This window comes from Acidovorax sp. ACV01, assembly GCF_014851495.1.
GTDB classification, from domain to species: Bacteria; Pseudomonadota; Gammaproteobacteria; order Burkholderiales; family Burkholderiaceae_C; genus Acidovorax; species Acidovorax radicis.
In genome coordinates this window covers 385820-399562 of the sequence record NZ_JACUZT010000005.1, presented here as the reverse complement: position 1 = coordinate 399562, position 13743 = coordinate 385820, and the positions used below count along the sequence as shown (strand labels likewise).

13 protein-coding genes are annotated in these 13743 nt (G+C 62.6%); all 13 read right to left on the bottom strand.

Going from position 1 to position 13743, the window contains the following annotated elements; translation table 11 throughout:
• Positions 1–7: 7 nt before the first annotated feature.
• Positions 8–439 carry a PaaI family thioesterase gene (locus IB243_RS16930; protein ID WP_010465599.1) on the bottom strand — a complete coding sequence of 144 codons (432 nt, stop codon included), beginning with the start codon at positions 437–439 and terminating at the stop codon, positions 8–10.
• Between the two features lie 153 nt (positions 440–592).
• Complete coding sequence (locus tag IB243_RS16925) at positions 593–1384, bottom strand: SDR family oxidoreductase (protein ID WP_057270662.1); 792 nt, start codon at positions 1382–1384, stop codon at positions 593–595.
• Between the two features lie 114 nt (positions 1385–1498).
• A complete protein-coding gene (locus tag IB243_RS16920) occupies positions 1499–1708 on the bottom strand; it encodes a hypothetical protein (RefSeq protein ID WP_010465603.1) in 210 nt (69 codons plus the stop codon).
• The gene (locus tag IB243_RS16915) at positions 1708–3573 is read right to left on the bottom strand and encodes an acyl-CoA dehydrogenase (RefSeq protein ID WP_192428410.1); all 1866 of its coding nucleotides are present in this window, start codon (positions 3571–3573) and stop codon (positions 1708–1710) included. The genes IB243_RS16920 and IB243_RS16915 overlap by 1 nt, the downstream gene beginning before the upstream one ends.
• A gap of 55 nt (positions 3574–3628) precedes the next feature.
• A complete protein-coding gene (locus IB243_RS16910; protein WP_010465606.1) occupies positions 3629–4111 on the bottom strand; it encodes a hypothetical protein in 483 nt (160 codons plus the stop codon).
• A gap of 184 nt (positions 4112–4295) precedes the next feature.
• Positions 4296–4763, bottom strand: a complete 468-nt coding sequence (locus IB243_RS16905; RefSeq protein WP_192428409.1) for a PaaI family thioesterase — start codon at positions 4761–4763, stop codon at positions 4296–4298.
• 27 nt (positions 4764–4790) lie between these two features.
• Positions 4791–5966 carry an acetyl-CoA C-acyltransferase gene (locus tag IB243_RS16900; protein ID WP_010465610.1) on the bottom strand — a complete coding sequence of 392 codons (1176 nt, stop codon included), beginning with the start codon at positions 5964–5966 and terminating at the stop codon, positions 4791–4793.
• Between the two features lie 77 nt (positions 5967–6043).
• The gene (locus IB243_RS16895; RefSeq protein ID WP_192428408.1) at positions 6044–8143 is read right to left on the bottom strand and encodes a 3-hydroxyacyl-CoA dehydrogenase NAD-binding domain-containing protein; all 2100 of its coding nucleotides are present in this window, start codon (positions 8141–8143) and stop codon (positions 6044–6046) included.
• A 444-nt stretch (positions 8144–8587) separates the two neighbouring features.
• Positions 8588–9283 (bottom strand): ABC transporter ATP-binding protein, encoded by a 696-nt coding sequence (locus IB243_RS16890; RefSeq protein WP_010465614.1) that lies wholly within the window; start codon positions 9281–9283, stop codon positions 8588–8590.
• Between the two features lies 1 nt (position 9284).
• Positions 9285–10076 (bottom strand): ABC transporter ATP-binding protein, encoded by a 792-nt coding sequence (locus IB243_RS16885; RefSeq protein WP_057224782.1) that lies wholly within the window; start codon positions 10074–10076, stop codon positions 9285–9287.
• 2 nt (positions 10077–10078) lie between these two features.
• Entirely contained in the window at positions 10079–11407 is a 1329-nt protein-coding gene (locus IB243_RS16880) for a branched-chain amino acid ABC transporter permease (protein WP_057224784.1), read from the bottom strand.
• 4 nt (positions 11408–11411) lie between these two features.
• Entirely contained in the window at positions 11412–12365 is a 954-nt protein-coding gene (locus IB243_RS16875; protein WP_192428407.1) for a branched-chain amino acid ABC transporter permease, read from the bottom strand.
• Positions 12366–12439: 74 nt separating this feature from the next.
• The gene (locus IB243_RS16870) at positions 12440–13672 is read right to left on the bottom strand and encodes a branched-chain amino acid ABC transporter substrate-binding protein (protein WP_010465621.1); all 1233 of its coding nucleotides are present in this window, start codon (positions 13670–13672) and stop codon (positions 12440–12442) included.
• Positions 13673–13743: the final 71 nt, after the last annotated feature.

Here is a 13743-nt window from a genome sequence, read left to right as displayed (position 1 = left end):
ATTTTGCTCAATCGGTGGAAATCACCTTGAGCCCGTTGGCGCTGCGGCTGTCCAACGGCAGGCGCCGCACGTACTTGAACGTGCCGGTGGCATGGCAACACACCTTGCCCTGCGCGTCGACCACCGTGCCTTCGGTAAAAGCCATGGTGGCCGTGCGATGGATGAGCCGCCCCTTGGCCACCAGCGGCCCGCGCGCGGGCTGCATGAAGCTGGTCTTCATCTCGATGGTGACCACGCCCATGTCGGGCGTGTCGCTGCGCGCGGCCGTGGCCATGGTCACGTCCAGCAGCGTCATCGACGCGCCGCCGTGGGTCACGTCAAAGGAGTTCAGGTGCTCGGGTTTCGCCTCGTAATGCAGCTCGGACTCGCCGCCCTCCATCCGGTGCAGCGTGAAGCCAAGGTGGCTGACAAAGGGGATTTCGACACCGAAACTTTTCACAGCATTTCCTCAGAACACAGAACTCAAAAACTGGCGCGGCCCCGGCCAGGGCAGCCTAGCAAGGGCCGCCCCGCAGCGAGGGCTGCGTCCCCCTTCCCGGCGAAGCCGAGAGAAGGGGGAAGCCGCGAAGCGGCTCAGGGGGAAGTACCCTGCCTAACCTCCAGTAACGATGCTCACGCCGCCATCCACCGCCAGCCACTGGCCGGTGATGTGCTTGCCCGCATCTGACGCATACAGCGCACACAGGCCCTTCAGGTCCTCGTCGTCACCCAGGCGGCCCAGGGGCGCATGGGCCGCCAGTGCTTCCTCGCCCATGGCCTTCAGGGTGCCCACTGTCATCCGGCTCGGGAAGAAACCGGGGCAGATGGCGTTGACACGAATGTTGTACTGGCCCCATTCTGCCGCCAGCGCGCGGGTGAAATTGATCACCGCGCCCTTGGAAGTGTTATAGGCAATGGTGTTCATGCCCTTGGGGTTGCCACCCAGGCCGGCAATGGACGCCACGTTGATGATGCTGCCGCTGCGGCGCGCGATCATGCTGTGCTTGGCGATGTGCTGAGACAGGATGAAGTAGCCACGCACGTTGAGGTTCATCACCTTGTCCCACGCGTCCACGGGGTGGTCTTCGGCGGGGGCCCCCCAGGCAGCGCCGGCATTGTTCACCAGGATGTCCACGTGGCCCAGTCGCTCCAGCGTTTCATCGGCCAGGCGGCGGATGTCTTCTTCCTTGGCGCAATCGGCGGCGATCCAGCGGGCATCGATACCCGCGGCCTGCAGCTCGGCCGTGGCCTCTTCCAGGTCGGACGCCTTGCGTGAACTGAGCAGGATCTTGGCGCCCGCCTCGCCCAGCGAATGGGCCAGTTGCAGCCCCAGGCCACGCGAGCCGCCGGTGACCAGCGCGGTTTTGCCAGTGAGGTCGAACAGTTGTTGGATGGTACGGGTCATGCTGAAAGTCTCCTTCGGTGTTGGATGGATCTATTGATGGGTGTTGGCCCCATGCGCCGATGATTGTGCGGCGCAATGCGGGCACTTTGTGTCGCGGTGGTGTCGGGCGTCCCGCTACGGGCCGGGGTCGGCGTGCAACCGGGCCCGCACCGCAATCAGCGCCACACCCGCTGCAGCCAACGCCCCACCGACCACGATGAAGCTCCAGCCCAGGGCGTCGTTGGTGCGTGCCGTGGCGATGCCCAGGATCAGCGTGAGCAAGCCGCCGTAGATCAACACCCAGATGAGCTTGTGCAGGCGTTGCAGGGTTTGCTGCGCCGCCATCAAAACGCCTCTTCAGGGAAGGCCGCGCAGGTGGCATCGCGCGTGCTGACCACCTGCAGCCAGGCGCCGATTTTCGGCAGTTCGTAGTGAAAGAAAAACTGCATTCCGCCCATGCGCCCCACGCTCGCCGGCTGGGCCAGATTGGCATCCTGGGCCAGCGTGGCCAGGGCCACGTCCAGCCACACCCAGGCCAGCACCATGTGGCCAAAGGCCTGCATGTAGGGCACCGCATTGGCCAGCGCGTCAGCCGGTTGGCCTGTGGCCCAGGCCGCCTTGGTGGCGGCCCCCACCTGCTGCAGCGCGGCACCCAGTGCATTGGCATGCGCGGCCAGCGTGGGCACCTGGATCGCGCGCTCGATGGTGGCGTTGATGCGGCCGGCCAGCAGCTGCAGGCCGCGCCCGCCTTCCATGAGCACCTTGCGGCCCAGCAAGTCCATGGCCTGGATGCCATGCGTGCCTTCGTGGATCATGTTCAGGCGGTTGTCACGCCAGTACTGCTCCACCGGAAAATCGCGCGTGTACCCGTATCCGCCATGGATCTGGATGGCCAGGCTGTTGGCCTCCAGGCACCACTCGCTGGGCCAGCTCTTGGCGATGGGGGTGAGCACTTCCAGCAGCAGGCGGGCTTCGTCGGCCGCCACGGTATCACCGGTATGTTGCTCATCCACGAGCTTGGCGCAGAAGAGATTGAGCGCCAGCGCCCCTTCACCATAGGACTTCTGGGCCAGCAGCATGCGCTTGACGTCGGCGTGTTCAATGATGCGCACCTGGGGCTGGGCGGCGTCCTTGACCACGGCAGCCGCACCCGCGCCTGCAGCGTCCTTGGGGCCCTGCACCGGACGCCCTTGCGGCCGGTTCTTGGCGTAGTCCAGGCTGGCATAGTAACCCGCCAGCCCCAGCATGGTGGCCGCCATGCCGATGCCGATGCGCGCCTCGTTCATCATGTGGAACATGCAGTGCAGGCCCTTGCCGGGCTGCCCCACCAGGTAACCCACGGCCCCTGCACGCCCATCCACCGGGAACTTGCCTTCACCAAAGTTGAGCAGCGTGTTGGTGGTGCCACGCCAGCCCAGCTTGTGGTTCAGGCCCGCCAGCGCCACGTCATTGCGCACGCCGGTGAGTCGGCCTTCTGTGTCCACGAGCTTCTTGGGCACGATGAACAGCGAGATGCCCTTGGTGCCAGGCACCAGCTTGCCATCCGGCCCCGGGATCTTGGCCAGCACCAGGTGCACGATGTTTTCGGTGAGCTCGTGGTCGCCCGAGCTGATCCACATCTTGTTGCCCGTCAGGCGATACCGCGCGCCCAGCGGGTCGGCCTCAAAGCCGTCGCCATCGGGCACGGCGCGCGTGGCCACATCCGACAGCGAGGAACCCGCCTGAGGCTCGGACAGGCACATGGTGCCCGACCATCGGCCGTTGAATTCATTGAGTGCGAACACCTGCTTTTGCGACTCGGTGCCATGCACCATGAGCAGGTTGGCATTGCCCGAGGTGAGCAGATTCGAGCCGATGCTGATGGACGCCACTGCAAAGAAGCTGTTGGCGGCCGCCTCCACGGTGTAGGGCAGCTGCATGCCACCGACCTCATAGTCCTGCGCTGCGGACAAAAGGCCGGATTCGGCGTAGGCCTTGCGCGCCTCGTAGGTCGCCTGGGGCAGGATGACCTTTTCACCGTCGAAATGCGGCTCCTCGATGTCCACCGTTCGGTTGAAGGGAGCGTACTTCTCACGGGCGATGCGCTCACAGGTGTCGAGCACCGCATCGAAAGTTTCGCGCGAGTGGTCTGTAAAACGCGCACGGGCCGTGAGGGACTGGGCCTCGAGCCATTCATACAGCAGAAAGTCGAGCGTGGAACGCAGGGTCATCAGAAGGTCTCCTTGTGGCTGCGTGCATGCCCGATGTGCCCTCACCCGATGGGGTTCAGCGTGCAGGCAGCACGATGTTCTTGAAACACCAGAACTCCATGTCCGAATCGGGCTTGGGCTGGCAATTGGCTTCTCCGAGCTGCAGGCGCGTGGCGCGTGCAGGCAGTGGCGGGAATGTGATCTTGACGAGCTTGGTGCGGCCGGGCTTGACCACGTCCATCTTCACGTTGCAGAACGTCAGGCCTCCAATCGACTGTTGCTGCAGCACGGCGCCGCTGCCCAGGTCCTTGAGCGTGAACGCATCGGCCGATCCGGTGGGCTGTGCACAGGCCTCAATCGCCTCGTCGGAGGTGTTCTTGACCAGCAACGTTACCCGCGTCTGTTTGGCGTCCACCACGATGTCCTGCAGGACCACATCCGGGTCAGATTCCAGCGGCAGCTGAAGCTTGTAGGTCTGGCTCTGGGCGTGGGCACCACATGCGACGGCAAAGGCCGAGAGGGCGAAAAACTGGCGAAAGGAGGGAAGCAGACAACGCATGGAAGGTACCGGGTTCGGGATGGAGAAAAAGAGACAGCGTCAAGACCACCGGCATACCGGTGGTCGCGGCGGATTCTGCCCGTGCCAACCGCACCAGCGGGTGCTTCACGCCCCGACAAAGCAACAATTTGTAGCGTGCCCCCGCATCCCCTCCTCGCATCCGTTGGCGTATCCATCCATCACATCAGGCTGCAGCATCGGCAGCATCGCTCTCCGTCTGAGCAGCACCCAGCGCGGCAATCGTGCCCTGCGCCACGGCGCAAAGCTTCTCCTGTCCGTCCTGGATCACCAGCACCTCACACCGGCATACCGCCTGGCGCTTGCCATGGTGCACCGCCTCAGCGCGGGCCAGCAGGCGCTCGCCCACGGCGGGCCGCAGGTAGTTGATCTTGAACTCGGAGGTGACCACCGGCACCTGCATCGCCGTGCCCCCGGCGTAGGTCAGCGCGTTGTCTGCCAGGTAGCTCACCACTCCGCCATGGGCAAAACCGTGCTGCTGGCGCAGCTGCGGGGTGATGGCTAGCGACAGCTCGCACCTCCCCGGCGCCAGCGCCACCAGTTCCGCGCCCAACAGCACACTGAAGGGCTGGTTGGCAAGCACCTGCCGCCCCAGCGCCAGAAAATCCTCGGGCGAGGCCGTCCTGGAATGCATGTCAGTGGGACGGTCTGCGGCCACGGGTTACAGCACTTCGAAGATGCCTGCAGCGCCCATGCCACCGCCAATACACATGGTCACGCACACGCGCTTGGCGCCACGGCGCTTGCCTTCGATAAGAGCGTGGCCCGTGAGGCGCTGGCCCGACACACCATAGGGGTGACCCACGGCGATGGCGCCACCATTGACGTTCAGGCGATCAGCGGGAATGCCCAGCTTGTCGCGGCAATACAGCACCTGCACGGCGAACGCTTCGTTCAACTCCCACAGGTCGATGTCGTTGACCGTGAGGCCCAGCTTCTTGAGCACCTTGGGAACGGCAAACACGGGGCCGATGCCCATTTCATCCGGCTCGCACCCTGCCACAGCGAAACCCAGGAAGCGGCCCAGCGGCTTGAGGCCCTTCTTGCTGGCGTACTCTTCGCTGGTCACCACGCAGGCGCCCGCGCCGTCGGAGAACTGGCTGGCGTTGCCCGCCGAGATCAAACCGCCAGGCAATGCCGAGCGCAAACCGCTGATGGCTTCCACCGTCGTACCTTCACGCGTGCCTTCGTCACGGCTTACGGTCACTTGCTTGGTGATCAGGCCCAGCGTCTTGTCGGCCACACCGGCTGTGACGGTGATGGGGGCGATTTCGGCGTCGAACAGACCGGCCGCTTGCGCAGCGCAGGCCTTCTGCTGGCTGGCTGCACCGTATTCGTCCATGGCTTCGCGACCGATGTTGTAGCGCTTGGCCACTTGCTCGGCGGTCTGCAGCATGCTCCAGTAGATCTCGGGCTTTTGCTTGGCCAGCGCCAGGTCCTGGATCATGTGCAGGTTCATCTCCTGCTGGACGCAGGAGATGCTTTCCACACCACCGGCCACATACACGTCGGCTTCGCCGGCGATGATGCGCTGCGCGGCCAATGCAATGGTCTGCAGGCCCGATGAGCAGAAACGGTTGACGGTGACACCGGAGGCTGTGATGGGCAGGCCAGCTTTCAGCGCGATCTGGCGGGCGATGTTGCTGCCGGTGGCGCCTTCGGGCGTGGCGCAGCCCATGATGACGTCGTCCACGTCAGCGCCATCAATGCCTGCGCGCAGCACAGCCTGCTGCACGGCATGGCCGCCCAGCGTGGCGCCATGCGTCATGTTGAAAGAACCCTTCCAGCTCTTGGCGAGCGGGGTGCGGGCGGTGGAAACAATCACTGCGGAGGTCATGGGGGAATCCTTTCAGGGGGTGGAACGCACCCGTGGCGGCCTGGGGCCTGCGCACGCGGTGCAGCTTCGCATCAATGTCAGTTGAACGCCTTGCCTTCGGCTGCGAGTTTGGCCAGCAGAGGAGCGGGCTTCCAGAACGTCGCATCGTCGTTGGGGTTCTTGGCAAAACGGTCCATGGCCTGCACCACGTTGAACAGACCCACTTCGCTGGCGTAGTGCATGGGGCCGCCACGGTGGATGGGGAAGCCGTAGCCGGTCAGGTACACCATGTCGATGTCGCCGGACTTGCTGGCAATGCCGTCTTCCAGGATGTGCGCGCCTTCGTTGACCAGGGCGAACACCAGGCGCTGCACGATTTCTTCGTCCGAAATCTTGCGCGGCGTGATGCCCAGCTCCTTGCGGTGGTCTTCGATCATCTTGTTGACCAGGTCGCTCGGGATCGCGTCGCGCTTGCCGGCCTGGTAGTCGTACCAGCCTGCGCCGGTCTTCTGGCCAAAGCGGCCCAACTCACACAGCTTGTCGGCCGTGCGGCTGTACTTCATGTCGGCGCGTTCGACGGAGCGGCGCTTGCGAATGGCCCAGCCAATGTCGTTGCCCGCCAGATCGCCCATGCGGAACGGGCCCATGGCAAAACCGAATTTTTCTACGGCCTTGTCCACCTGCTGGGGCGTGCAACCCTCGTCCAGCAGAAATCCTGCCTGGCGGCTGTACTGCTCGATCATGCGGTTGCCGATGAAGCCGTCGCACACGCCGGAGACCACCGAGGTCTTCTTGATCTTCTTGCCAATCGCCATCACCGTGGCGAGCACGTCCTTGGCGGTTTCTTTGCCGCGCACCACTTCGAGCAACTTCATCACGTTGGCAGGGCTGAAGAAGTGCATACCCACCACGTCCTGCGGACGCTTGGTGAAGGCAGCGATCTTGTCCACGTCGAGCGTGGAAGTGTTGGACGCCAGGATGGCGCCGAGCTTGGCCACGGCATCCAGCTGCTTGAACACGGCTTCCTTGACGCCCATTTCCTCGAACACGGCCTCGATGATGAGATCGCAGTCCTTGAAGTCGTCGTAGCTCAGCGTGGTGGACAGCAGGGCCATGCGCTGGTCGTACTTGTCCTGCTTGAGCTTGCCCTTCTTGACCTGGGCTTCGTAGTTCTTCTTGATCGTGGCGATGCCGCGGTCCAGGGCTTCCTGCTTCATTTCCAGAATCTTGACGGGGATGCCCGCGTTCAGGAAGTTCATGGAAATGCCGCCGCCCATGGTGCCGGCACCAATCACGCCCACCAGCTTGATGTCGCGCTTGGGGGTGTCGGAGGCCACATCAGGGATCTTGCTGGCGGCACGCTCGGCCATGAACAGATGGCGCAAGGCACGCGATTCTGGCGTCCACATCAGGTTGATGAAAATCTCGCGCTCGACCAGCATGCCTTCGGCAAACTTCTTCTTGGTGGCAGCTTCGACCGCGTCCACGCACTTGGCGGGCGCCGGGAAGTTCTTGGCCATGCCCTTGACCATGTTGCGCGCGAACTGGAAGTAGGCATCGCCTTCGGGGTGCTTGCAAGGGAAGTTGCGGACCAGCGGCAACGGACGGGCATCGGCCACGCTTTGGGCAAAGGCCAGGGCTTCAGCCCCCAGCGACTCAGCCGATGCGGCCAGCTTGTCGAACAACTTCTGGCCGGGGACACCGGCAATCATTTCGCTCTTGACGGGCTCGCCGCTCACGATGAGGTTGAGCGCAGCTTCCACACCAATCACGCGTGGCAGGCGCTGTGTACCACCCGCGCCAGGAATCAGGCCCAGCTTGACTTCAGGCAGTGCAATCGAGCAGCCAGGCGCCGCAACGCGGTAGTGGCAACCCAGCGCCAGCTCCAGCCCGCCGCCCATGGCGACGCTGTGCATGGCAGCCACGACGGGCTTGGCCGAGTTTTCGATGGCGGCAATCACCGACAGCAGGTTGGGTTCTTGCAGGGACTTGTCCGTGCCGAACTCCTTGATGTCCGCACCGCCAGAGAAGGCGCCGCCAGCCCCGGTGATGATGATGGAGGTGACCGCTGGATCGGCATTGGCACGGCTGAGGCCGTCCACGATGCCTTGCCGGGTCGCCAACCCGAGTCCGTTGACAGGAGGGTTGGCCATGGTGATCACGGCAACGGAGCCGTGGACTTTGTATTCAGCGGTCATGCTGGTGTTCCTTGCGTGCTGGGAAAGTGAAAAAGAACGGTCGTGCGTTTTTATTGTAGAGATTTCAAACCCGTTTGGCGTGTCAATTTGTCCCGGGCGGGACAAGGGGGTTTCGGACATCCCCTGAGGAGCACATTCCGGCTGGCAAAAAAAGAGGCGCCACCGAAGACCGGGCACCTCTGTGGATCAAGGCGAGCGGCATGCCTTCCAACGCATCCGCCCTGCCCCGAATCTTTGAAACTGGCGCGCCCCAAGGCCAGGGCAGCTGCGCAAGGGCCGCCCCGCCGCGCTGGCTGCGTCCCCCTTCCCGAATCGCGCAGCGATTTGAGAGAAGGGGCTGAGTGCCGCGGCACCAAGTCTGCCTGCGCAGGCTTGGACGGCACAAAGGGCTGCCGCCTCTGGCGGCTGCACCGAGGCGCGCAGCGCCTCAGGGGAATCGCCCTTCTAGACTTCAAGCCACTCTTTACGGATGTAGTTGTCCGCCCGCAGGCTGTCGGGCGTGCCCTGAAAGACGATGGAGCCATGGCCCATCACCAGCGCGCGGTCCGAGATTTTCATGGCGATGGTCAGCTTCTGCTCGATCAGCAGTACCGAGATACCGCGCGCCTTGATGGTCTGCAGGTACTGGCCCACCAGCTCGACGATCTTGGGCGCCAGGCCCTCGGTGGGTTCGTCGATGATGATGAGGTCCGGATCGCCCATCAACGTGCGGCACAGCGTCAGCATCTGCTGCTCACCGCCCGACATCACGCCCGCCTCGGTGTGCTGGCGTTCCTTGAGGCGCGGGAACATCTCGTACATGTCATCGAACGACCAGCGGCTGCCCTTGCCATTGCCCTTCTGGCCCAGCAGCAGGTTCTGGTGCACGGTGAGATTGGGAAACACATCGCGGCTTTCAGGCACATAGCCCAGACCGAGGTGGGCAATCTCATAGGCCTTCTTGCCGTTAAGGTCCTGCCCCTTGAAGTTGAGTGTGCCCTCCCAGTCCACCAGGCCCATGATGGCCTTGGCGGTAGTGGAGCGGCCCGAGCCGTTGCGCCCCAGCAGTGCCACGATCTCGCCGGGTTGCACGTCAAAGGTCACGCCATGCAGCACATGGCTCTTGCCGTAGTAAGCGTGGAGGTTTTCGATTTTCAGCATATCAGTGTCCCGCCCCCTGCTCGTCCGCAACCACCGAGCCCAGATAGGCCTCCTGCACACGCTGGTTGGCGCGCACCTTGTCGGGTGTGTCAAAGGCGATCACCTCGCCATAGACCACCACGGCGATCTTGTCGGCCAGACCAAACACCACGCCCATGTCATGCTCCACCGTCAGCAGGGTGCGACCCTCGGTCACCTCCTTGATGAGGTGGATGAAGCGCGTGGTCTCGGTCTTGCTCATGCCGGCCGTGGGCTCGTCGAGCAGGATCACGTTGGCGCCACCGGCGATGGTGATGCCAATCTCCAGCGCACGCTGCTCGGCATACGTGAGGTTCATGGCCAGCGTGTCGCGTTTCTTGTCGAGCTTGATCATCTCCATGAGTTGCTTGGCGCGCTCATTGGCATCGTGCAGGTTCGACAGGAAACGCAGGAACGTGTACTTGTAGCCCATGCTCCAGAGCACGCCGCAGCGCAGGTTCTCGAACACCGAGAGCTTGGGAAAGATGTTCGTGATCTGGAAGCTGCGCGACAGCCCCTTGCGGTTGATCTCGTACGGCGCCAGCCCATTGATGCGCTGGCCGTTGAGGATCACATCCCCACTGGTGGGCGCAAACCGCCCGCTGATCAGGTTGAAGAGCGTGGACTTGCCCGCGCCATTGGGGCCGATGATGGCCACACGTTCGCCAGGGGCTACTGCCAGGTTCGCGCCACGAATGATTTCTGTCTTGCCAAAGCTCTTGCGCAGGTCGCGCAGTTCCAGGGCATAGGCATTGGTTGGGTTGTCAGCTGCCATGTTTACAGCGCCTCCCCACGCTTGATTTCATGTTCGATCTCTTCCTGGATCGTGCTCCACTGCCGCACAAACTGGCGGCGGCAGAGTTCAAAGAGCCCGAAGCCTGTGACCATCACGAAAATGGCACCAAACCAGCTCGTGAAGCCTGCGGCGTTGAGCGTGGCCCCCAGGAACGTCAGCTCTGGCCCCAGGGCTGCGTTGAGCTGGAGGTGGTAGGTCATCTCGATCATGCAGGCCGCACCCATCACGCCCACCAGCGCGGTACCGGCCAGTGCCAGGTACGAACTCCAGAGCTGGCGCAGCTTGCCGTACTTGGCCAGCCGGAGGTTCATCATGATCAGGCTGGCAATGCCGCCAGGGGCATACATCACCATGAACAGGAACACGAGGCCCAGGTACAGCAGCCAGGCCTTGGACAGCTCGGACAGCAGCACCGACGCCAGCACCAGCAACACCGCACCAATGATGGGGCCGAAGAAGAACGTGGCTCCACCCAGGAAGGTGAACAGCAGATAGCCACCTGAGCGGATCACACTCAGGCTGTCGGCACCCGTGATGATCTCGAAGTTGATGGTGGCCAGACCCCCGCCGATGCCCGCGAAGAAGCCCGCGATGATGAAGGCGAAGTAGCGCACCCGCTGCGTGTTGTAGCCGATGAACTCCACGCGCTCAGGGTTGTCGCGCACCGCGTTCAGAATGCGGCCCAGTGGCGTGCCGGTGAAGGCAAACATGGCGGCAGTGCAGACGAAGCAATAGGCCGCGATCAGGTAGTACACCTGCATGCCCGAGCCGAAGTTCAGGCCGAAGAAGGCCTTGCCATACACACGGTCGGTGGTGATACCGCCCTCCCCGCCAAAGAACTCAGGGAACATCAAGGCCATGGAGGCGACCAGTTCGCCGATGCCCAGCGTGATCATGGCGAAGGTGGTGCCCGACTTCTTGGTGGTGACAAAACCAAGCAGGATGGCAAAAAATGCGCCGGCCAAGCCACCCACCAGCGGGATGAGCACCAGAGGAATGTTGACGGTGCCCTTGGTCGCCATGTTCATCGCATGGATGGCAATGAACGAGCCCAGCCCGGTGTACACCGCATGGCCAAAGCTCAGCATGCCCCCTTGGCCCAGCAGCATGTTGTAGGACAGGCAGATGATGATGAGGTAGCCGATCTGCGAGAGCATGGTCAGCGCCAGGCTGCTGCGAAACAGCATGGGAGCGACGACAAGCATGACCGCGAACAGGGTCCAGATGATGAACCGCCCCACGTTCCAGGGCTTGAACCGGTAGTGCGACGTGGCGCTGGAAATGGCAGTGGTTGTTGTTGTGGAATTCATGGCATCAGTCCTCCCGCGTGCCCAGCAAGCCCTTGGGGCGGAAGATCAGGATCAGCACGAGGAACAGGTACGGCAGGATGGGAGCCACCTGGGAAATCGTGAGTTTGAGCAAGGGGTAGCCGAAGGTCCGGTCGGTCACCGCCACGCCCACGGCCTTGAAGACATGGATCAGCGAATAGTCCAGTGCCACGGCAAAGGTCTGGACCAGGCCGATCAGCAGCGATGCCAGGAAGGCCCCTGCCAGCGAGCCCATGCCACCCACCACCACCACCACGAAGATGATGGAGCCCACAGAGGCGGCCATCGCAGGCTCTGTGATGTAGGTGTTACCGCCGATCACACCCGCCAGCCCCGCGAGGGCTGCGCCACCGCCAAACACCAGCATGAACACACGCGGCACGTTATGGCCCAGCGCCTCCACCATCTCTGGGTATTTCAGCGCTGCCTGGATCACGAGACCAATGCGCGTGCGCGTCAGCAGCAACCACACCGACACCAGCATGACCAGCGCCACCAGCATCACAAAGGAGCGCGACTTGGGAAACTGTGTTCCATACAGAGAGAACAGCGGGCCTTGCAGTTGCTCCGGCAGGCCATAAGGCACCGTGGAGCGGCCCCACACCAGTTGCACCAGTTCAAGGATCAGGTAAGACAGGCCGAAGGTCACCAACAGTTCCGGCACATGCCCGAATTTGTGCACCCGGCGCAAACAGTAGCGCTCAAACGCAGCCCCCAGCACAAATACGACGAGGGGCGCCAGCACCAGCGCTGGCCAGAAGCCCACCACCCCGGAGATGGTGAACGCAAAATAGGCACCCAGCATGTAGAAGCTGGTGTGTGCGAAGTTGAGCACGCCCATCATGCTGAAAATCAGCGTGAGGCCAGAGCTCAGCATGAACAGCAGGAGCCCGTAGCTCACTCCATTCAGCAGCGAGATCACGAAAAACTCAGGATTCATTGGAATTTTTCACTGCAGGGGTAAAAAAAAGGCCCGAGTGGTCGGGCCTCGAAGCGATTGCGCAGGGCTTACGCTTACGGGCGCTTCATCTGGCACGAGGTGGGCGTGCTCGCCACATAGGGCTCGTAGTACTTCACTGGCACAAAGGTGTAGCCGGTGTTCTCAGAGTCGATAGGGAACTTGCCGCCCGCCTTTTCCCACTTGGAGATGAACAGGCCTTGCTGCAGCTGGTGGTCGGTCTTGCGCATCTCGACTTCACCGTTGAAGCTCTTGAACTTCATGCCTTCAAACACTGCAGCCACCTTGACGGGGTCGGTGGACTTGGCCTTGACGAAACCCTCGGACAACATGGTGAAGGCGTGGTACACAGCACCGGTGTACATGTCGTCGTTGAACTTCTTCTTGTAGTCCACCACGATCTTGTTGATTTCGCCCGGCAAGTTGATGTGCGCATAGGCCACCATGTACACACGGCCTGCAGCCGCAGAGCCCATGGCGGTGGGGCTGCCAGTGACCGAGCCGTAGTAGGTGTAGAAGTTGACGTTGTTCAAGCCCGCATCGTTGGCCGCCTTGATGAGCAGCGCCAGGTCGGAACCCCAGTTGCCGGTGATCACACTGTCGGCACCCGACTGCTTGATCTTGGCGATGTAGGGCGAGAAATCACGCACCTGGGCCAGAGGGTGCAGGTCGTCGCCGACGAACTGCACGTCAGGGCGCTTGCGCTGCATCATTTCCTTGGCGAACTTCGAGACCTGGTGGCCGTGCGAATAGTTCTGGTTGATCAGGTAGACCTTCTTGACCTCGGGCAGGTCCTTCATGTACGTGGTCAGCGCTTCCATCTTCATGGAGGTGTCGGCGTCCAGACGGAAGTGCCAGTAGCTGCACTTGCTGTTGGTCAGGTCCGGGTCCACGGCAGCGTAGTTCAGGAACAGGACTTCCTTGCCGGGGTTGCGCGCGTTGTGCTTTTCCAGCGCATCCATGATGGCCAAGGCAGGGCCAGAGCCGTTGCCCTGCACCACATAGCGTGCTCCCTGGTCCATGGCCGAGCGCAACGCGCTGGTGGTCTCTTGCGGGCTCAGCTTGTTGTCGATGCCGATGATCTCGAATTTGACGCCGGCCGCATTCTTCTTGTTGAACTCTTCGGAGATGAACTGGAAGCTCTTTAGCTGGTTCGTTCCCACTGCCGCCATCAGGCCGGAGAGCGGGTCGAGCCAGGCGATCTTCACAGTCTCACCCTTTTGAGCGAATGCCCCGCCAGCGCTTGCCAGTATTACCGATGCCGCTACAGCCTTAATAGCAAATTTCATGGTCTTGTCTCCTTGTAAATCAACACAACGCAGCGTACCGCGTTGCAACAAAGTGATGCTCAGGGATTGCC